The 20,617-nt window shown below is 68.3% G+C and carries 16 protein-coding genes and 2 pseudogenes; 14 read left to right on the forward strand and 4 right to left on the reverse strand.

Going from position 1 to position 20,617, the window contains the following annotated elements:
- Window positions 1-165: 165 nt before the first annotated feature.
- Entirely contained in the window at window positions 166-1,296 is a 1,131-nt protein-coding gene (ald, locus tag VFZ09_RS05370; protein ID WP_329726395.1) for an alanine dehydrogenase, read from the reverse strand.
- A gap of 172 nt (window positions 1,297-1,468) precedes the next feature.
- Between ald and VFZ09_RS05375 the strand changes: the two genes are divergently transcribed.
- On the forward strand, window positions 1,469-2,773 hold the full coding sequence (locus tag VFZ09_RS05375; RefSeq protein WP_329726396.1) for a radical SAM protein: 1,305 nt from the start codon (window positions 1,469-1,471) through the stop codon (window positions 2,771-2,773).
- A 19-nt stretch (window positions 2,774-2,792) separates the two neighbouring features.
- On the opposite strand, the pseudogene VFZ09_RS05380 reads toward VFZ09_RS05375, so the two are convergent.
- Window positions 2,793-3,293: pseudogene (locus VFZ09_RS05380) on the reverse strand (response regulator); the annotation flags it as partial.
- Window positions 3,294-3,902: 609 nt separating this feature from the next.
- A pseudogene (locus VFZ09_RS05385) lies at window positions 3,903-4,415 on the reverse strand (response regulator); the annotation flags it as partial.
- Between the two features lie 109 nt (window positions 4,416-4,524).
- Here VFZ09_RS05385 and VFZ09_RS05390 point away from each other — a divergent pair.
- From VFZ09_RS05390 to VFZ09_RS05415, 6 genes are read left to right on the forward strand one after another with little or no spacing between them, the layout of a single operon-like run.
- Window positions 4,525-5,040: a chemotaxis protein CheW gene (locus VFZ09_RS05390; protein WP_329726397.1), complete on the forward strand. Its 516-nt coding sequence runs from the start codon at window positions 4,525-4,527 to the stop codon at window positions 5,038-5,040.
- Window positions 5,037-5,420, forward strand: a complete 384-nt coding sequence (locus tag VFZ09_RS05395) for a Frizzy aggregation protein FrzB (protein WP_329726398.1) — start codon at window positions 5,037-5,039, stop codon at window positions 5,418-5,420. Before VFZ09_RS05390 ends, VFZ09_RS05395 begins: the two co-directional genes overlap by 4 nt.
- A gap of 5 nt (window positions 5,421-5,425) precedes the next feature.
- Window positions 5,426-6,652, forward strand: a complete 1,227-nt coding sequence (locus VFZ09_RS05400) for a methyl-accepting chemotaxis protein (protein ID WP_329726399.1) — start codon at window positions 5,426-5,428, stop codon at window positions 6,650-6,652.
- Window positions 6,653-6,706: 54 nt separating this feature from the next.
- Window positions 6,707-8,983, forward strand: coding sequence for a hybrid sensor histidine kinase/response regulator (locus VFZ09_RS05405; RefSeq protein ID WP_329726400.1), 2,277 nt, complete (start codon window positions 6,707-6,709; stop codon window positions 8,981-8,983).
- Between the two features lie 19 nt (window positions 8,984-9,002).
- Entirely contained in the window at window positions 9,003-10,010 is a 1,008-nt protein-coding gene (locus VFZ09_RS05410) for a chemotaxis protein CheB (RefSeq protein ID WP_329726401.1), read from the forward strand.
- A complete protein-coding gene (locus VFZ09_RS05415; protein WP_329726402.1) occupies window positions 10,004-11,629 on the forward strand; it encodes a CheR family methyltransferase in 1,626 nt (541 codons plus the stop codon). The genes VFZ09_RS05410 and VFZ09_RS05415 overlap by 7 nt, the downstream gene beginning before the upstream one ends.
- Before the next feature lie 4 nt (window positions 11,630-11,633).
- Here VFZ09_RS05415 and VFZ09_RS05420 read toward each other — a convergent pair whose 3' ends face one another.
- Complete coding sequence (locus tag VFZ09_RS05420) at window positions 11,634-11,954, reverse strand: polyhydroxyalkanoic acid system family protein (protein WP_329726403.1); 321 nt, start codon at window positions 11,952-11,954, stop codon at window positions 11,634-11,636.
- Between the two features lie 207 nt (window positions 11,955-12,161).
- Between VFZ09_RS05420 and VFZ09_RS05425 the strand changes: the two genes are divergently transcribed.
- From VFZ09_RS05425 to VFZ09_RS05455, 7 genes are all read left to right on the forward strand, one after another.
- Entirely contained in the window at window positions 12,162-13,193 is a 1,032-nt protein-coding gene (locus VFZ09_RS05425) for a hypothetical protein (RefSeq protein ID WP_329726404.1), read from the forward strand.
- A 66-nt stretch (window positions 13,194-13,259) separates the two neighbouring features.
- Complete coding sequence (locus tag VFZ09_RS05430) at window positions 13,260-14,405, forward strand: DUF1015 family protein (RefSeq protein ID WP_329726405.1); 1,146 nt, start codon at window positions 13,260-13,262, stop codon at window positions 14,403-14,405.
- A 49-nt stretch (window positions 14,406-14,454) separates the two neighbouring features.
- Window positions 14,455-15,207, forward strand: coding sequence for a tRNA1(Val) (adenine(37)-N6)-methyltransferase (locus VFZ09_RS05435; RefSeq protein ID WP_329726406.1), 753 nt, complete (start codon window positions 14,455-14,457; stop codon window positions 15,205-15,207).
- Window positions 15,208-15,468: 261 nt separating this feature from the next.
- Window positions 15,469-15,801 carry a PAAR domain-containing protein gene (locus VFZ09_RS05440; RefSeq protein ID WP_329726407.1) on the forward strand — a complete coding sequence of 111 codons (333 nt, stop codon included), beginning with the start codon at window positions 15,469-15,471 and terminating at the stop codon, window positions 15,799-15,801.
- Between the two features lie 21 nt (window positions 15,802-15,822).
- Window positions 15,823-18,786, forward strand: coding sequence for an RHS repeat-associated core domain-containing protein (locus VFZ09_RS05445; RefSeq protein ID WP_329726408.1), 2,964 nt, complete (start codon window positions 15,823-15,825; stop codon window positions 18,784-18,786).
- Between the two features lie 20 nt (window positions 18,787-18,806).
- Complete coding sequence (locus VFZ09_RS05450) at window positions 18,807-19,688, forward strand: hypothetical protein (protein WP_329726409.1); 882 nt, start codon at window positions 18,807-18,809, stop codon at window positions 19,686-19,688.
- Between the two features lie 36 nt (window positions 19,689-19,724).
- Window positions 19,725-20,612, forward strand: coding sequence for a DUF4123 domain-containing protein (locus tag VFZ09_RS05455; RefSeq protein WP_329726410.1), 888 nt, complete (start codon window positions 19,725-19,727; stop codon window positions 20,610-20,612).
- Window positions 20,613-20,617: the final 5 nt, after the last annotated feature.

Genomic DNA, 20,617 nt, shown 5'->3' on the forward strand with positions numbered 1-20,617 from the left:
CCGGCAATGTATGCACGGGAACAGACTGGGCAACAACACAAAGCCCGCTGGCGCCGTTTGCACGGCTGCCCCAGCGGGCGGGAGACAACCGGCGGGGAGAATTATTCCCTGATTTCGGGAGCAACCCCTCCGCCGGGGTGTCGCACTGTGGATGACCGGAAACTACTACCGGCCCTTGGCGCCGATGGCGTCGAAGATGGACATGTAGTTGTAGCCGAGGTCCTTGGCGACGGCCTCGTAGGTGACCTGGCCGTTGTAGGTGTTGAGGCCGCGGGCCAGGGCCTTGTCGGCCTTGATGGCCTCGACGAGGCCCATGTCGGCGATCTTCCGGGCGTAGGGCCGGGTGGTGTTGGTGAGGGCGAAGGTGGAGGTCTGGGGCACCGCGCCGGGCATGTTGGCCACGCAGTAGTGCACCACGCCGTGCTTCACGAAGGTGGGGTTGTCGTGGGTGGTGGGGACGCAGGTCTCGATGCAGCCGCCCTGGTCCACCGCCACGTCCACCACCACGGAGCCGGGGCTCATCTCGGCCACGAGGGCCTCGGAGACGAGCTTGGGCGCCGCGGCGCCGGGGATGAGCACGCCGCCGACGACGATGTCCGCCTCGCGCACGCTCTTGGCGATGCTCTCGGTGTCCGAGGCCAGCGTGGCCACGCGGCCGAGGAACACGTCATCCAGGTAGGTGAGGCGCTCGAGGTTGACGTCGAGGATGGTGACCTCGGCGCCCATGCCCACGGCGACCTTGGCCGCGCAGGTGCCCACCACGCCGCCACCGATGATGGTGACGCGGCCGCGGCGCACGCCGGGCACGCCGCCCAGGAGGATTCCCTTGCCCCCGTGCGCCTTCTCCAGGCACGCGGCGCCGACCTGGATGGCCATCTTGCCGGCCACCTCGGACATCGGCTTGAGCAGGGGCAGCGAGCCGTCATCCAGCTGGATGGTCTCGTACGCCACCGCGGAGGCCTTCTTCTTCACCAGGGTGCGCGTGAGCTCGGGGTCCACGCCGGACAGGTGGAAGTAGGTGTAGATGATCTGCCCGTTCTGGATGCGCTCGTACTCGGGCGCGATGGGCTCCTTCACCTTGACGATCATCTCGGCGCGCTTCCACACCTCGTCCGCGCTCTGGACGATCTGCGCGCCAACGCGCTGGTATTCCGAGTCGGGGATGCCGGAGCCGACGCCGGCGTTCGTCTCGACCAGAACCGTGTGGCCCGCGCTGGTCAGGGCGCGAACGCCCGCCGGAACCATGCCGACACGGTACTCGCGGGTCTTGATCTCCTTGGGGACTCCGACAATCACTTGAGCTGCCTCCGAAATGTCCGCGATAAGGGACGCAAAAGCGGGCGGACCCTAGGCAGGGGCCCTGGGGGAGTCAAGACGCGCTCCGGCATGGGGCCATCCGGAGAGCCATACGGCTCGTGAATGCGCGGCGCGTCGAAAGCTTCGCCCGCCAGTGATAGTTAACGAGGTCATGACTTTGGCACCGAAGCTGTTGTTCGCGGATCCGAAGGGGCGCGTGATGGAGCACCCTTATCTGCTGGCCACCCTGCGCAGCGGGGAGGAGCTCGTTCCCCCGCAGGACAAGCCCATTCCGCTGCCGTCCGCTGGCCGGCTCGTCCACCTGCCGGGCCGGCTGCCCGTGGGCATCGATCCCGAGACGGGGGAGCTGGAGCTCGTCCGCGAGATCAAGATGAACGGGAAGACCTTCGTGCCCAACGCGGTGGGCGCGCTGCTGCCTCCGGGCTACACGCGGACGTTCCTGCCCGGCGAGGTGAAGGCGGACGGTCCCGTGCTTCCGCAGTGGGCCTATACCGCCGCCGCCTGGGGCGAGGACGGTCCGGTGGCCTGGGCCATCCACACCGACAAGCGCTCGCACTGGGATCCGGAGAAGTACTCCACCCCCGAGCTGAAGAAGATCGTCGACGCGCACCTGGCGCGCTTCCCCGGCAACCGCGTGCTCAAGCAGCTCACCACGTGCGCGATGCTGTACCGGTGCTTCACCTCGCAGAACATCTTCTACGTGCGCGACGAGGGCGCCATCCCCGCCTCGGTGATGTGCAACGCGCGCTGCGTGGGGTGCATCTCGGATCAGCCCGCGGATGGGCCTCCCGCCTCGCACGAGCGCATGAATGACGGGCCCACCGGCGAGGAGATGGGACGGATCGGCCTGTACCACCTGGAGCATGCGCCGGGCCGCACCATGGTCAGCTTCGGCCAGGGCTGCGAGGGCGAGCCGCTCACCCGGTGGAAGTTCATCGCCGAGGCCATCCGCTACATGCGCGAGCGCACCTCGCGCGGCTCCATCAACATCAACACCAACGCGAGCCTCACCAAGGGACTCGAGGCGCTCTTCGACGCGGGGCTGGACGCCATCCGCGTGTCGCTCAACTCGGCGTCGAAGGAGCTCTACGAGGCCTACTACAAGCCGGTGAAGTACGGCTGGGAGGACGTGGAGGCGTCCATCGCCCTGGCGCGCGAGCGGGGGGCGTACCTCGCGCTCAACCTGCTGCTCTTCCCGGGCGTCACCGATCGCGAGGGCGAGGTGAAGGCCCTGGAGCGGCTGGTGAAGAAGTACAAGGTGGACCAGGTGCAGACGCGCTCGCTGTGCATCGATCCCATCCAGTACCTGGAGGTGGCGCGAGACAAGGGCGCGGGCGGCGAGCCCGTGGGCATCCGCACGCTGCTGCGCCGGCTCAAGGCGGCCCGGCCGGGGTTGATCATCGGCAACTTCGCGCGCGGGCTCGACGAGCGGGAGAACGCGGCCAACGCGCGTTGAAGCAGGGCTCGAGCGCGGGTTACTCCTGCAGCTCCTTCGCCACCAGGTGGCCCAGCACGGCGTCCTTCGGCACGTAGCCGTCGGCGCCGGCCTCGCGGCAGATGCGCTGCAGCTCCTCGATGTTCTCGCCGGAGCACAGCAGCACCTTGATGCCCTTGAAGAGGCTGTTGCTCTTGATGAACCGGCAGAACTGCTCGCCGTTCACGTTGGGCATGCGCACGTCCAACAGCACCAGGTCCGGGCGCGTCTGCTTCTTCAGGATGATCTTCGTCGCCTTGTCCGCGGAGTCGGCGATGTGCACCTCGAAGCCCTTGCTCACCAGGTCCGCTTCGATGATGCGCGCCGTCATCTCACTGTCATCGACGATGAGGATGCGGGGTTTCCTTCCGGCCGCCGCCGCCATCTTCGCGGCCGAGGGGAATCCACCCGTCGCGGCCGGAGCGGGCGCGGCGGCAGGCGCGGCCGGAGCCGGAGTGGCCGCCGCAGCGGGTGCGGCCGCCGGGGCAGGGGACGCCGCCGGAGTGTGGGCGGGCGCGGCCGCCTGAGGCGCCACGGGGACCGGAGCCGGGCCATGCGCGGCGGGAGCCGGCTGGGCCGTCGCCGCGTGGGCCGCCGGAGCCGTGGGATGCGCCGCGACGGGAGCCGCGGGCCTCGCGGGCGCCGTCGCCGGAGGAGCGGCATGCGCCGGAGCCGTGGTGCGCGGAGCCGTCGGAGCGGGGGGGGCGCCCGCCGCCGGAGCGGAGTGCGCACCCGCCGGGGCCTGCGCCACCGGACGAGGCTGGGCCACCTGTCCCGGGACGGGCGCGCGAGGAGCGGCCGGTGCCGCATGGGCGCCCGCCGCCGGAGCGGGGTGCGCACCCGCCGGAGCCTGCGCTACTGGACGAGGCTGGGCCACCTGTCCCGCGACGGGCGCGCGAGGAGCGGCCGGTGCCGCATGGGCTCCCGCCGCTGGAGCGGGATGGGCTGCCGCGGCCGGTGTCGGATGGGCGCCCGCCGGAGCCTGCGCTACCGGACGAGGCTGGGCCACCTGTCCCGCGACGGGGGCACGTGGGCCGGGAATCGCCTGTCCCGGAGCCGCCGCGGGGGCGACGCGAGGCGGCGCGGCGACATTCGCCTGGGGAACTCCAGGTCCGGTGGGGCGGGGACCGGGCGCGGCGGCGGGGGGACGGGTTGCCGGTGCCACCGCGGGCGGGCGGGGGGCCGCCGTGGTCCCCGCAGGGCGGGCGGCCGGGGCGGCGGGCGCTGCCGCTGGACGTGCGGGTGCGGCCGCACTGGCCGTGGGGGCCCTCAGGATGCGCATGATGCCGCCGATCACCGCCTCGATGCCGCCCCCCTTGAGGATGTAGGCGTCCGCGCCCGAGTTCCGGGTCTTGGCCGCCAGTTCCTCCTCGGAGATGTCCGAGTAGAGGACCAGCTTGGAGGTGACCTTCTTCTGGGTGCGGAGGTACTCGACGACGTCATCGCCGAACATCTCCGGCATGTTCACGTCCATGAGGATGAGCGCGAACGGTCCCTCGGCGAGCTTCTGGTCGAGGCTCGCCAGGTCGGTCGCTCCGGTGGCGTGGTAGCCGGCAGCGGAGAGGGCCCGGACCGTGAGTTCCACCAGCATCGGGCTATCATCGATGACCAGTACGCGAGACATCTGCCTCCTCAAGGAATACTGCTGTTACCCTACACCGTTGAGTGGGCCCGGACCATGTGATTCGGTCCTCTCTTGACCCACTTCGCTAGCCTCCGGATACTTTGGCGCCTTGACCAATACTCCCCTTCAGCGTGCGCTTCGGAAGGCTCCCGACCGAGCCATCACGGGCCAGGCCCGGCCGGAGCAGGAATTCTTCTGCTTCCGCGTGGGTGAGCTTCGCCTCGCGGTCCCCAGTGAGAATGTCCTCGAGGTCATTCGCACCGGGCTCCTCACGCCCCTTCCGCGAACTCCATCCTTCCTCCTGGGTGTTACCGGCCATCGCGGCGAGGTACTCCCCGTGATGGATCTCCTGCGCTTCCTTGGCAAGGGGGAGGCCCGCGTCGGGGCCAGGACCCGGCTCTTCATCGGCACCAGCGGCAACTACCGCGTCGGTGTGGTGGCGGATGCGGTGCTCGGCCTGCGGCGCATCCCCGTGGCCGACATCCTTCCTCCTCCCCTGGGCGGGGATGCGGCCGTCGAGCACCTGCTCGGCGTCCATGGGGGCGCCACGCCCCAGGATGCCATCGCCCTCATCAACTTCACCAAGCTGCTCCAGAGCGCCCGGCAGCGGGCGGTGGTGCGATGATCTACGACGATCACTCGCCCGACCCGTCCGAGCAGAACGAGGTCGACCTCCTCTTCTTCGAGGTCGGCGGCGTCGTCTACGGCACCGATGCCCAGCAGGTGCTGCGCATCGATCGCTCGCACCCGGACGATCTGGAAGTGCCGGGGCTCGGTCCGCTCAAGCGTGGCGGCCGCGCGCTCGTCTTCGACACTCCTGAAGGGGAGGGCCACCTGAAGGTGGACGCCATCCGCGGCGTGCGGCCCGTCCCCATCCTGGACCTGCGGCGCCTGCCGGTCGTGGCTGGTGCGGCACCGTATGCGGTCGGTGTGTTCCTCGACCAGGAACGCCCCGTGATGCTCATCGATCTCGTTGAAACCTTGAATGCTCAAGGAAGGCACTGAAGGCAATGTCCCCCGCTGACACGAAGAACGAAGTTGTCCCGACGGAGGGCGCGGCTGCCCCTCGTACCAAGAAGGCCGGCTCGCTCAAGCCCCTCACCGACACCGTCATCGCGGTGCTGGCGGGCAACCTCGAGGCACGCGTTCCCAAGAACGCCCTGGAGGACGATGCCGCCGACCTGGCCCAGCTCTTCAACCAGCTGCTGGACCGGCACGCCTCCTCCGAGCGCCGCAAGCAGGTGGCCGCCCAGGAGATCGATCAGGCCATCGACGCCCTCATCACCCTGGTGCGCGAGGGTGACCTGGCCCAGTGGAACACCTCCACCGAGGACGCCCAGCTCGGGCCCCTGCTCGAGGGCTTCGGCAAGGTGATCGAGACGCTGCGCACCTTCGTTCGCGAGATCAACGAGGCGGCCCTGCGCCTGTCCTCGTCCGCCAACCAGGTGCTCGCCGCCTCCACGCAGCACGAGACGAGCAGCACCGAGCAGGCCGCGGCCATCCACGAGACCACGGCCACGATGGAAGAGCTCAAGCACGCCTCGGCGCAGATCGCCGAGAACGCCGGCAGCGTGGCGCGCGTGGCCGAGGAGACCCTGGGTGCCGCTCGCGCGGGCCGGGGCGCCATCGGCGAGTTCATCCAGGCCATGCAGCAGATCCGCAGCGACGGCGTCGCCGTGGCCGACTCCATCACCAAGCTGTCCAAGCGCGTGGAGCGCATCGGCACCGTCGTCGAGGTCATCGACGAGATCGCCGACCGCTCGGACCTGCTCGCGCTCAACGCGGCCCTCGAGGGCAGCCGCGCCGGTGAGGCGGGCAAGGGCTTCTCCATCGTCGCGGCCGAGATGCGCCGCCTGGCGGAGAACGTCATGGAGTCCACCAAGGAGATCAAGAACCTGATCACCGAGATCCGCGAGGCCACGGCCGCCGCCGGCAGCGCCGCGGATGCCTCCAAGGAGGCCACGGAGTCCGGTGAGAAGCTGGGCGCGGTGGCCGCGCAGGCCGTCGAGGGCATCCTCGCCGGTGTGCAGGAGACGAGTGACGCCGCCCGCGTCATCAACCTCGCCACGCAGCAGCAGCGCACCGCCACCGAGCAGGTGGTGGCCTCCATGGCGGAGATCGAGGACGTGACGCGTCAGACCACCCAGGCCTCCAAGCAGGCCACGGGTGCCGCCGCCGAGCTCACGCAGCTCGCCGGCCGTCTGGCGGAGCTCATCAAGCGTTTCAAGGCCGACTAGTCAGGAGCGGGAGAGGCAACTCGGGGCGGATTTCCGTCCTGACGCCCTCTGGTCATGGACACCGAGTCCCTCAAGAAATCCCTCCTGTCGAAGTTCCAGGAGGTCAGCGCCGACCGTCTGCAGAAGATCCAGCTGGGCATTCTCGATCTCGAGAAGCCCACCGCGGATCAGGCGGCGGACGAGGTCGCGCGCGAGCTGCACACGATGAAGGGCGAGGCCCGCATGCTGGGCCTGGCCGCCATCGGCCAGCTCGCGCACGCGGCCGAGGACGTGTTGCGCGCCGAGCGAGACGGGAGGGCCGCCACCGAGGTGGCGACGGACCTCCTGCTGCGTGCGTGCGACACCATTTCGGACCTCCTGGAGGACACCGAGGGCGCCCAGTCGGGCACCCCGGCCTCGCAGGAGATGGTCGAGGCGCTCACCGCGGCCTCCGGCCACGCGCCTCCGGCCATCGGCGGCGCCCGGCCCTCGCAGACGGCCATTGCGGTGGTGCCCGCGGTCCCCGTGGTGGAAGCCACCCTCGAGGAGCCCGCGGAGCCCGTCTACGTGCCTCCGCCCGCCGCGGCGGTGTCACCTCCGCCCCGCGCCAGGGCCGAGCACGCCCACGAGGAGGGTCACTCCCCCAAGGCGCTCGCCGATCGCAGCATCCGCGTGAATGTCGAGGTGCTCGACTCGCTCGGGCTGCTCGCGGGAGATCTCCTGGTGGAGAGCGCGCGTGGCCGGCTGCGCGCGTCCGAGGCCGAGGCGCTGCTGCAGCGCTTCTCGCGCCTGGGCGACCGCTTCCTCAAGCTGGCCGAGCATCTGGCTGTCCCCAACTCGCTGCGCAACGACCTCGAGCGCATCGAGGGCGATCTGCACATGCTGCGCGACGACGCGTTCCGCTTCGTGCGCCGCAACGGGGACGGCATCGAGACGCTGCACGGCAACCTGTCGATGATGGCGGACCACGTGGCCGAGGCCCGCCTCGTGCCGCTGTCCACCGTCTTCGACGCCTTCCCGCGCGCCGTGCGCGACATCGCCCGCGCCCAGAGCAAGGACGTGGACCTCGTCATCGAGAACGCCGACCTCGGCGTGGATCGCTCGATGCTGGCCGACGTGCGCGACGCCCTGGTGCACCTGCTGCGCAACGGCGTGGACCACGGCCTGGAGACGCCCGACGAGCGCCGCATGCTCGGCAAGCCCGCCGCGGGCCGCCTGCGCATCCGCGTGCGCGCCGACGGCGACATGCTCAGCATCGAGGTGGACGACGACGGCCGCGGCATGGATCCGCAGAAGCTGCGGGAAGCGGCCGTGCGCAAGGGCCTGCTGACCGAGTCCCAGGCCGCCGCCCTCTCCGAGCGCGAGGCCATGGAGCTCATCTTCCGCGCCGGCTTCTCCACCCGCCATGAGATCACCGACATCTCCGGCCGCGGCGTGGGCATGGACGTGGTGAAGAAGAAGGTGGAGTCGCTGGGCGGCTCGGTGGGCATCGTCAGCCGCCTGGGCCGTGGCAGCGCCTTCACCCTGCGCCTGCCGCAGTCGCTGGCCCTCATGAAGGTGCTGCTGGTGCGCCTGGGCGACGACGTCTACGGCATGCCCGCCGCGGACGTGGTGGCGGTGATGCGCGTGAAGCCCGAGGACCGGATGGAGGTCTTCGGCACCCTCGCGGTGAAGCACCGCGGCAAGCCCACCGCGCTGGTGGGCCTGGGGCCGCTGCTGGGCGTCAACGGAGGCAACCGCTTCGACAAGCCGCCCGCCGTGGTGGTGCGTCACGGCGATGACCTGGCCGCCCTCGTGGTGGACGGCTTCGTGGACGAGCGCGAGGTGGCGGTGAAGCCCTGCGGAGGCGAGTTCCTCAAGGGCGCCGCCTTCATCGCCGGCACCGCCGCGCTGGAGGACGGCCGCATCGCCGTGCTCCTGCACGTGCCGGACATCATGACGGAGGTGCGCCGCATGGCGCGGCCCGTCACCCAGGGTCAGGCCGCCAAGCGCCTCCGGGTGCTGCTGGTGGACGACTCGCCCATCGCGCGCGCCACCGAGTCGGCGCTCGTCAAGGCGCTGGGGCACACCGTGGACGAGGCCCAGGACGGCGAGGAGGGCTACCTCAAGGCCCAGTCGCAGCAGTACGACCTCATCCTCTCGGACGTGCAGATGCCCCGGCTGGACGGCTTCTCCCTCACGCGGCGGCTCAAGTCCACCGTGGGGCTGTCCCGCATCCCGGTCATCATCCTGTCCTCGCTCGCGTCGCCGGAGGACAGGCGGCGCGGGGCCGAGGCGGGCGCGGATGCGTACCTGGTGAAGGGCGAACTGGGCGTGGAGAGCCTGGCGCAGACCATCGATCGTCTGACCTGAAGCGAGGCGAGGGGGAAGCTTGGACGTCGGTGCGTCCGCATACCGAGTGTTGCTGGTGGGCGAGGTGCTTCGGAGCGCCTCGCGGGGGTTGTTCGACGGGGTGGTGCTCGCCCCGGCCGGCAACGTCTGCGAGTTCTCCGAGGCCCTCGAGGTCGTGCAGCGTCTGCACCCGGACGTGGTCGTGGTGGACCTGTCCGGCCCGGATGCCCTCAAGGCCATTCAACGGGTGATGGCGGAGCGGCCCGTGCCGGTGCTCGCGCTCCACCCGGGCACGCTCTCCGGCGCCGAGGCCTTCCAGGCGCTCGCCTTCGGGGCCGTGGACGTGGTGGATCGGCCACACGAGCCCGGCATCGACTTCTGGCAGGCGGTGGGCCGCAAGTTGATGTTGCTCGCCGAGGTGCGCGTGTCGCGCCCCGTGCAGGTCCAGAAGCAGAACGTCCGTCCCGCGGCCACCGAGGCGCCGTACCCCCTGGTGGTCATTGCCTCCTCCCTCGGAGGGCCCAAGGCCCTCTCCGTGGTGCTCAAGATGCTTCCCAAGGACTTCCCCGCGCCGGTGTGCATCTGCCAGCACATCAGCCACGGGTTCACCGAGGGCCTGGCCCAGTGGCTCGGCTCCGAATCGCCGTTGAAGGTGGTGGAGGCCACCGACGGCGAGGAGATGGTGCCCGGCTGTGTCTACATCGCGCGCTCGGGCTCGCACCTGGTGGTGCGTCCCAAGGGACGGCTGGTGTTGGATCCCAGTCCCCCGGTGCGAGGCTTCCGGCCCTCGTGTGACGTGCTGCTGACGTCCGCGGCGGAGTCCTTCGGGACGCGCGTGCTGGGCGTCATCCTCACCGGAATGGGCCGCGACGGTGCCCGCGGACTCAAGGAGATCCGCGAGCGCGGCGGGCGGACCATCGCCCAGGACAAGGCGAGCTGTGCCGTGTACGGCATGCCCAAGGAGGCCGTGCGCCTCGGGGCCGCCGAGGAAGTGCTGCCGCTCGAGCAGATCGGTCCAACCCTCGTTCAGTGGGTACAGTCATGCTGACGGTGACCTCCAAGGCCCTGCAGCAGCTCTCGTCCCTGCTGTTGGAGCGGGCGGGGCTGAAGATCACTCCGGACGGCTACCACAGCCTCCGGCTGGCGTTGTCCACGCGCATGCCCGTGGTGGGCATCGTCAACGCCGAGGAGTACGTGAAGCTGCTGCGCTCCGCGGAGGACGAGCTGCGCGCGCTGCTGCCGCTCGTCACGGTGGGGCACACCGAGTTCTTCCGCGATCCCAAGCAGTTCCGGGCGCTGGAGAGCCGCATCCTCCCGGACGCCCTGTGGAAGGCGCGGCGGGAGAACCGCCGGGTGTCCATCTGGTCCGCGGGCTGCGCCACCGGCGAGGAGCCCTACAGCCTGGCCATGGTGCTGGCCGAGCAGGGCGCGCTCCCCATCGAGGTGGACCTGTGGGCCACGGACCTGAACCTCGCCGCGGTGGAGGCCGCGAAGCAGGGGCGCTTCTCGGCCCGCCGCGTGGCCGGCATGCACGGCGATCGCCGCACGCGCTTCTTCCGGCCGGTAGAGGACGGGTACGAGATCGTCTCCTCGCTCAAGGACTACGTGCGCTTCGACGGGCAGAACCTCGCCGTCCCCGTCTTCGAGAAGGTGAAGCCGGAGTCGCTGGATCTCATCCTCTGCCGCAACGTCATCATCTACTTCGATCTGCCCACCATCCGCGCGCTGATGGATCGCTTCCTCGCGGCGCTGCGGCCCGGGGCCCTGCTGCTGCTGGGCTACTCGGAGAGCCTCTTCAAGGTCTACGATCGCTTCGAGATGGTGGAGATGGAAGGGGCGTTCGTCTACCGGCGGCCCGTGAAGCCGCTGGCGCCGCGCACGCCCATCGGCATCGGGAACACGAAGTCCCACTCCGCGCTGCTCCCGTCGACCCGGGCCCTCAAGACGACGCTCGACACGTCCGCCAAGGTGCCTTCGGTAGCGCGCAAGACGGTGGAGGTGCCCGCGTCCAAGGCTCCCGAGGCGCCTCTTCCGGCGCTCCCCCCGGGCCCCCAGGAGCCGCCCCGGAAGTTGCTCGAGGCCTCCACCGGAGGCGCCGAGGCGGGCCGCACGCGCACCGGGGAGATGCCCGCGTGGTCGCTGATGCTGGCGCCGGGCGAGCGGCTCAACGCCGCCGTGCGGATGATCGAGCGCGGTGACTTCGTGTCCGCGGTGGCCACCGTGGAGCAGCTCCTATCGGACGAGCCGGGCCACCTGGACGCGTTGCTCACCCTGGGCAACATCTACTCGCTGAGCGGACGTGTCGTGGACGCGCGGGATGCCTTCGCGCAGGCCATCAACCGCGAGCCGCTGTGCGTGGAAGCGCGGGTGTTCGGCGGACTGGCGGAGCTGCAGGCCGGAGAGCTCGCCGAGGCCCGTGCGGAGCTGGGCAAGGCGCTCTTCCTGGAGCCCTCGCTGGCCATCGGTCACTACCTGATGGCGCAGGTGCACGAGCGGCTGAAGGATCACGAGGCGGCGCGGCGGCACTACCGCAACGCCATCTCGCAGCTGCGCTTCCCCCAGCGCCAGCTGGCCGGCCACTATCCGGAGCTGCCGGACTCGGCCGAGTCCATCTCCCGCGCGGCGCGTTACGCGCTCGCCGCGCTGGAGGAGGGACCGCTGCTGTAGCCGGCTACGCCAGGCCCTTGTCGTCGTCGAGGCCGCCCTTGCTCGGGTCGAGCGCGGCCGTGAACTTCTTCTGCAGGTAGGACCTGGCCTGGCTGCGCAGCAGCATGCCGGGGTCGGTGCCCTCGCCCTGGATGGCGCCGTCGGTGATGGTGAAGCTGGCATCGAGGTTGATGCCCATCACCTTGCCAATCACCTTCGCGCCGTCCCCGGCCCAGTTGGCCTTCACGCCGTACTTCTCCGTCCAGTACTCGAGGAGCTGCTCGACGCGCTTCCTGGCCTCGTCCTTCGGGAGGGAGTGGGGGACCTCGAACTTCATCGTGCCCATATGGCGCTCCTGGGTTCGTGAATGGACCCGCCCGGTCCAGGGATGCCGGAGCGGGAGGGGAACCCGGGTCTCGCCGCCGGGCGCGCGGAAGTCAACATTCCGATGACGCTCTGTCCACCCTCTCCCTCTGGGAGAAGGTGAGATTCCCGCTGCATCGGCCGTGCATTGGGGTTTGATGCCGCCGAGTCCGGACAAGGAGTGGTTCGCGTGTCCCCGTTGACCCGTTGGTTGTCCCTCGCCGCTGTCCTCCTGCTCGCCATGCCGGGGACGGCCCGCGCGCAGTACGCCTCCGATGCGCCGGTGCAGCCGCCGGACACGGCCTCGCTGCGCACCGCGCCCCAGGCACCTCTCACCCAGGAAGGACAGTTGCCGCCCGCGGCGCCCCGGGCCTCCGATGAGCCCGAGGCCAACGGGGCCATCCTCGATGGCCACCTGCGCTACGGCGCGTTCCTCTCCGGGCCGGGCAGCCTCTCCTTCATCCTGCACCACTCCGTCATGGGGGCACTGGGCGGCTTCTTCACCCAGGGCATCGCCAACGGCTTCAGCTTCGAGCGCAGCTCCCGCGAGGCCATGCTGGCGGGCACGCTCCTCGGCGCGGGGCTCGGGTTCGGCGCGTCGGCGTGGTGGCAGTTCTACAACTGGATCGACAAGCCGATGGGCTACTTCGGCATCGGCAACTCCCTCATCGGAGGCATGTTCGCCGCGGGCTTCGTGGACATGCTCACGCGCGATGTGACCGCGCTGGCCTGGGCCTCCTTCGTGGGGGCCGAGCTCGGTGCGTGGCTCACCGCGACCGTTGCCGGCAGCCAGTTGCCGCTCGATGACGGCATGCTGGTGGCCTCGGGAGGAGGGTGGGGCCTCATCTACGGCGCGCTGCTGCTGGCTGTCGTTCACTTCTCCGGCACGAAGATCTCCGGGAAGGCGTGGGCGGACACCCTGCTGATCACCCCGGGCATCGGCGCGACGGCGCTCGCGCTGGCCACGATGAAATACGACCCCAGCCCCGGGCAGATCCTGAGGGCGGACATCTTCGGCGTGGGCGTGGGCGCGGTGGTGCTGCTGCTGTCCGGACTGGTGCTCGGCGGGTTCGATCAGCCCACCCCGTACGTGCTGTCCTTCCTCGGCTCGGCGGGCGCCATCGCCACCGTGAGCCTCCTGTGGGAGGAGGCCGCCGAGCGTCCGGGCCCGCTGGGTCTCGGCCCGGCGCGCTCCAAGCCCTACCGCTGCGTGTGGTGGTAGCTCGGCTGCCGGGCGCCCGAGAGGGCGTCGTGGCGGGCGGGGAAGCGGGGCCCCATTTTTTCCCATATGGCGCGCGTCCTCCCGTTCTCAGCCCTGCTTCCTTCGCTCGAATCGCACCTGGCGGCCGATGACGAGGGTTCTCCCTTCAACGCTCCGCCCCGCTCCGCCTTCATCCGCCCGCTGCTCGACAGGGTGGACCCCACGGCGGAGCTGGGACGGCTGAGGCAGGCGGGCTCCGTCCTGCGCGACTCCCGCCCGGCCCTGTACCTGGCGGAGGTGTACAGCTCCGCGGGCCGGCTCGGAGGGCCTCCGGTCCGCTTCCTCCTGTGTGGCCTGGCGCCGGACGCGGCCGAGCCGCTGGAGCACGAGCCCTACCGGCCCCGCTCGGCCCAGGTGGAGCCCACCGTCACCCTGGCGGCGGACGACCATGGAGTGCTCCGGGCCCTGCTGGCCGAGGCCGCCGAGTTGAGCAGCACCGTGTGGCAGGGCACCTTCGAGGACGCCCCGGTGTCCCTGCGGCGCATCGAGCCCTCGCCCGTGGCCCGGCGCATCCAGGCGGTGCTCGACGAGGCGCCCCTGCGCCCCCTGGCCGAGCTGGATGAGCGCAGGCCGAGTCTGGCGGCCATCGTGCCGCTGTCGGATCCCGGGCTGCACTTCGAGCCGGTGCACCGCGCCATCCAGGGCCTGGAGACCTTCGAGGAGGAGACCTTCCTCGCGCTCGTGACGGCGTACGCGCGCATCCATGACCTGGACGAGCCGCTGACGACGCCTCGGGGCGTGGCCCTGGCGAACGAGCGGCTGGCGACGCTGGTGCGCGGACACCACGCGGTGCTGATGGTGCTGCCCGGAGGGCGGGGGAAGATCCTGCGCTTCCGGCAGGGGTTGGATCTGGCGCACCTGAAGGCCGCGCCGCGCAATCCGACGCTGCGCAGCCTGGACCTGGCGCTGCTCAACGCGCTGGTGCTGCGCACGGTGCTGGGCATCAAGGACCCCGAGGATCCGGGACACCCGCAGGTGTTCGCGGTGCAGGGGCTGGACTCGCTGGTGCGCGGCGTCCACGCGGGGACGTTCCAGGTGGGCTTCGCGCTCAACCCGCCGCCCCTGTGGGAGGTGCGCGCGGTGATGGAGGCGGCGCAGTCGCTGCCACCCAAGACGCTGCGGGTGGAGCCCGCGCCGCCCGCGGGGCTCCTGTTCCTGGATCCGGAGGCCTAGGAGCGGGGTGGGTGCCCTGCTGACAGAAGCGTTGGCGTGGCCCCAGCGCATGCCGCTCGAGCTCCGGCCCGGGGCCGGGGAGACGCTCGATTCCGTCTGCGGGGGAGAGGTGAGGGTGCTCCAGCGCCGCCGGGGCTACCGCTTCACGTTGGATCCAGTGCTGCTCGCGCACTTCGCCGTCTACGAGGCCGGAGCGGTGCGGGGCCGGCTGATGGACCTGGGCACCGGCTGCGGCATCATCCCGCTCATCCTCGCGCGGCGGTTGGGCTGCGAGAGCATCACCGGGCTGGAGCTCCAGCCGCGTCTGTTCTCCCTGGCCGAGCGCAACGTGCACCTGAACCGCTGCGAGCGGGAGGTGTCGCTGGTGCGGGGAGATCTGCGCTGCGTGGACCGGCTGTTCCCGAAGGCCAGCTTCTCCTACGTGCTGTGCAACCCGCCGTACCGGGCGCGGGAGCAGGGGAGGATCAGCACGGACATGGAGAAGGCGCTGGCGCGGCACGAGATCTCCTGCGAGCTGCGGGACGTGGCGCGCTCGGCGGCGTATCTGCTGAGGAGCCGCGGGAGCTTCTGCGGGGTGTACCCGGCCTCGCGGCTGTCCGAGCTGATGGCCGTGCTGCACGCGGCGAAGCTGGAGCCGAGGACCATGCGCATGGTGCACTCGCGCGCGGGGCGCCCCGCGAAGCTGGTGTTGATGCACGCCGTGAAGGGCGCGCCCACCGGGCTCACCGTGCTGCCCCCGCTCGTCATCCACGCCGATGACGAGCAGGCCTTCTCGCGCGAGGTCAGCGCGATGGTGGAGTGAACTTTTCACTCTGGCCATAAAGTCGTTTGGGACTCGGGTCGAAATTCCGCCTTCACTCTGAGAATCGCTGGTATCGAGTGCTACACTGAACGTGGCGTTTGCCGGGATTCACAGGGGGGGGTGGTGTTCTCCGACAGCGGTGCAGCACTCGCGACATCAGAGGAAGCCGCCGAGGTGAAACCCAACCCTGTGGACTCAGTCCAGTGACAACTGCTTCAGAGGAGAGAGCGCTCCATGCCTCCAGCTGCTCGAATCAGTGACATGCATACCTGCCCGAAGTCGGAGCCGGGCCCGGTCCCCCATGTGGGAGGGCCCGTATCGGCGGGTGAGTCAACGGTGCTCATCGGTTACATGCCCGCGGCACGAGTGGGTGACATGGCCGTGTGCGTGGGGCCTCCGGACTCCATCTCCCAGGGTGAGTCAACGGTGATCATCGGAGGCAAGCCCGCGGCGCGGTTGGGGGATCCGACCTCGCATGGTGGAGTGGTGGTCGCGGGCTGTCCGACGGTGCTCATCGGCGTTGCAGCTCAGTCCAAGTGCATGGCGGATGCGTCGGCGGGTGGCGCGCCCTTCGTGACCAAGGCCGGGTCGTAAGCGTCCACCAGGACCATCGGCATGCTGAAAATTCATGACACGCAGTTGTCCACGCTGCGCAAGCACTTCCTGGCTGAGTCGCTGGCCCGGTCGTTCCAGTCGTCCTCGCTGAGTTCCTCCGTGGAGTCTGCGACCGGCGATGTGCTGGTGGCGGATCCCAAAGGCAACCAAGCCCGGTACACGTTGGACGGGCATGGATTCGTCAATGGTGTGACGAGCCCCCTGGGTCGCCGTTGGCGGCTGGAGAATGACTCCCAGGGAAAGCTGCTCGCTCTATCCGACCCCAAGGGCCTGCGCCTTGGTTTGTCCTATGACTCGCGAGGCTTGCTCACCAGCACATCGCAGGGCTCTCACAAGCTCTTCGACGTAGGCTACGACAAGCAGGGACTGCTCAACGAAATCATCTACCCCGATGGGACCCGACGCACTTACGAATACAAGACGCCGCAGTTGATATCGGCCGTGGGCAACCGGCTGGGTGCCGGGGTTGAATACAAGTACGACTCCGGGGGATTGCTCGAATCCATCCGTGATGGGAATGGCCATCGGACACAGTTCGAGTATGGCCGGTGGAGCCGTCCTGATCGAGCCATCCGCGCGGATGGCTCGTACGAGTCGTATGTGTACAACTCCCGTGGGCTCGTCGAGCGGATCTTCACTGGCTCCGAACTGCTGGCCTACATCGAATACGACGACCAGGATCAGCCCGTCGTCATTACCTACGGTGGTGGAGAGAGGCTCTCGCGGGTCTATGAGGGTGGCAGGCTCGTTGAGACATCCACCGAGGGTTCCACCGTCAAGTATGTGTATGACGACAAGGGCCACGTCCTTGAGGAGCACCAGGATGACCTCGTCGTCCGGTATGACTATGACGAGTCAGGGGCGCTGACGGGTTTGGTGTATCCCTCCGGCGAGCGGGTCGAGTTCGCCCTGGACGCGGACCAGCGTCCATCGAGCATTCGGCTCTGGACGGGGGATTTCTACCGCTTCGGATATGGCGCGGATGATCGGACGATAGAACTATCCGGTCCCAATGACCTGACCACCGTCATCCGGCAATCACAGCTCGGGCTGCCTGTCTCGGTAGTGACCCGGCGATCTAACTTCGCCACTGCTCGGGATCTCTTCTCGTATACATGCGAGTATGACGCCGAGGCCCGGCTGCGGTCCTGCAAAGACTCCGCCTTCGGGAGTCGACGGTTCACCTACGATTCCGAGGGGCAGATTCTCGAGGTCGATTCCGAGAACCCCGGCCTGAGAGAGCGCTTCGCGTATGATCTCGCGGGCAACCGTGTGCGCTGGAACGAGCAGCGCGCCACCTTTGATTCCGTCAACCGGCTGATTCAACAGGGGGACACTTGGTGTGGCTACGATGCACGCGGAAACCTCGTGTCCCTGCGTTCTTCCGCGGGCGAGTGGATCTATCGCTATAACTTCCGCAACCTGCTCGTGGAGGCGCACGGGCCCGGTGGGCAGAGAGTTTCCTACGGGTACGATGCGCTCGGACGCCGCATCTGGAAGCGCACGGCGGCGGCGGAGGTACGCTACGTCTGGGCGGGTGAGACGCTCATCGGTGAGGTGGAGCGCTCCGGTAGCCGGACTATCACCCGTGATTTCCTCTACATCCCGGGGACATACACGCCATTGGCCATGCGTGTGGATGGCCGAATCTACTCCTACCACACGGATCACCGGGGTGTCCCGATCCGTCTCACGAACGAGGTCGGCTCCGTCGTCTGGGCCGCGGATTACAGCGCCTATGGCCAAGCGTCGGTCCTGGTGGAGCGGATTTCCAACCCCCTCCGTCTTCCTGGCCAGTATCACGATGAGGAGACGGGGCTGCAGTACAACCGCTTCCGGTACTACTCGCCGCTGCTGGGGCGCTACCTCACCCAGGATCCCACCACGTACTTGAATGGGCTCCATTTCTACAGCTATGCCAGCAATGATCCGATCAACTCGGCGGATCCGCAGGGACTCTGGAGCTGGAGTTGGAGTGCAGTCGCCTCAATAGCGGCCAGCGCCGTAGTTGGCATCGCCGTCACAGTTGCCGTTGGTGCCCTGCTGGCTCCGTTGGCGCTGCCAGCCCTGGCGGTGACGGCAGCTGCGGTCGTATTGGGAGGCGCCGCCGCAGGCGCCGTGGGCTTCGGCTTGAACGAGGCGCTCAATCAGACGGACTTCTGCTTCCTATGTATCCTCAAGGCGATGGGCAAAGGCGCGCTAGTTGGTGCCGTTGCTTCGTTGCCTTTCGTGTTCCTGCCTGCGGCGGCGGGGGCGCTGGCCTTCATGGGCGCAGGCGCTGCGAGCGGAGCCATCGGGTACATTGGCGACTGGCTCGCCAGCCCGGGAGCAGAGTGGAGTTGGTTGGGCTTCAGCATATCCGTGGGATTGGGGGCTGTCACCGCGGGCGTTGGGGCTAAATACATGAAGTGGAAGCAGAGCCGGAACGCTCCTCGTGAGGCTCCGCCCGCGGAGACTCCGGAACCGCCGGTGCCGCAGCCAGAGGCACCAGTAGGCCATTCGAAGGGCACCACCGTACGTCTCGATCAGGTTCGTTATAGTCAGAAAACGGTCAACCCGGAAATGAGGGGCAGTTCGGGGGACAAGGCTTCTATCAGCGATGTGGCGAATGACATGCGAAATAATGGCTGGAATACGAAGAGCGATCCCCCTGACATGGTGGATTGGGGCGATGGGCAATACCAAACGTTGGATCATCGCCGGATCATGGCGGCCCGAGAGGCCGGTCTGGAGGAGATTCCCGCCAACATTCACGCAGCCAGCGATCCACTTCCCCCTGATGTTGCGCAACGCTTCGAATTCCAAAAGACATTCACGGATCCAGTGACTGGAGTGAAATACAATAAGGGAGATTTGCCAACGACCTGGGGAGAAGCAGCGATGGGGCGCGCTGCCAAGCAGGGGTCGAGCTTCCCATTGAGAGGCAGCGTAGAGCCGCCCAAGCTTTCTGGTTCGGGTAATTGATATTGGCGAGGTTCTGGCAAGTGTCCAAGGTCAATAGTATCGATTCTATGTATCGGCAGTACCTCGAAACCAGGTTTGCTCCTGGGGCCGTAGCTTCGCTGATTGGAGTGCTTCATCAAGCGGATTTGACCGATGAGGCGAAAGCCTTGAAGGCGTACTTCGAGGGTGGGCCCGGTGTGATATATACCGCGCAGAAAACACCCTGGCTTGGGCGCAAGTGTTTTGTGGGAGCCGTGTTGCCGGGCACTGCCAAGCCCGGAGATTTGTGGTTCGACATCGTTGAGATGGCGATGATGGTGTTGGTGCCTGGGAACAACAAAGCCGATCCCAAGAAATGGTTCTGGCTGAGTACGCATCCTGCGTATCTGTGGCAGTTCAAAGGCTTCGCGGCCCTGTCGCGGTGGAGGCTGCGCCAGCAACATTTCTTGAAGGCCAAGGATCTCATGTCGACGGATGCGCGCTTCGCTTCCGTGCAGGAGACAGAATTTGTTTCCGACGTGTATCACGAGGAAGCGGTTGCCTACGCTCGTTGGTTTGGCAAATTCCTGTGTAGCCAACATGTCCTTCAACTGGCGAAAGAATTCCTGCCTCGGGAGTGCTTCGACTCTGTGCTGCCCAAGGGGGTCCGGTTCTGGAGTGAAACGGAGTTCGTGGACTCTCAATTCGTACGCATCGCGACCGGGCAAGACACGCTGGAAAAGGAGCCCGATGACGAGTTTGCGCTGAGGGAGAGCAAAGAGAACGAGAAGCTTGCCGACAGAATGCTCTACGAGGAGTGGGAGCGCAGGGTCGAGGTGGGCGTATCCACATTCGTTCCTCTACAGGTTGGCCTGGTACAGAAGTCTCCAGCACGAGTCTATGAGTTCATGGAACTCGAGGCCCTCGCACCGCGACCCGGATAGGCAGGCACTCGGTCTATGGCGGGAGGGAAGAGTGGAGTGACGGCTGCTGGCACAGACAAGAGACTCATCGTCGAGGTGCGCTGGGGCGCGAACGCGGGCCACAAGGCGGTGGTCGAGCCAGGGCGGGTGCTGCGTGTTGGCAGGGCGGAGCCGGCGGAGTTCGTGGTTGTCGGCGACACCGGAGTGTCCGCTCTGCACTTCGAGCTGGCTTGGGATGGAGCGACGTGCCAGTTGAAGAACCTGGCAAGTGGAGCGGGCACGCTGCTGAACGGGCAACTCGTGGATGAATCAGAGGTCTCCCACGGAGCCTGGGTGCGCGCGGGCCAGACCGATTTCTCCGTTTATTTCGAAGGCAATACCCCTCCGCCTTCGCCCGCTGACCCCGAATCCGCCGAGCGCAAGGCACGCGCGTTGGATGTGCTCTCCGGGCTGACCGGACCTCTCTTCGCGGTGCTGGATGCGGCGCGGGATGAGCGGATCCTCGTCCTGCTGCGCGAATCGGTAGAGGCGTATCGCTCCCTCTATGAGGGAGCCCAGGGCGAGGCGATGGCGGAGATCGCGCCCTACGTGGTCCATCTGCCCAGGGACTCGCGGCTGCTGCGGTCGCTGGTTCAGGAGGGGTGGGGGAGGAACTGGGGGATCTTCCTGTCCAGCCAGCGGCCCTTCAGGGACGTGCGGCGCCACCTCCGCAAGTTCCTCATGGTGAAGGACTCCGCGAACCGGGAACTCTACTTCCGCTTCTACGATCCGCGCGTCCTCCGGGTCTTCCTCCCCACGAGCTGGCCCGAGCAGAACCAGGCGCTCTTCGAGGGAATCGGGGCCTACTGGGCGGAGGGGGACGATGGCACGAGCCTGCTCCGCTTCGCCTTGAAGGAGCAGGCGCTCCACCGGGAGATCATTCCGCTCGCCGAGAGCCCGGCATAGACCGG

Origin of the sequence: Archangium sp. (genome assembly GCF_036277355.1) — a bacterium.
GTDB lineage: Bacteria > Myxococcota > Myxococcia > Myxococcales > Myxococcaceae > Archangium.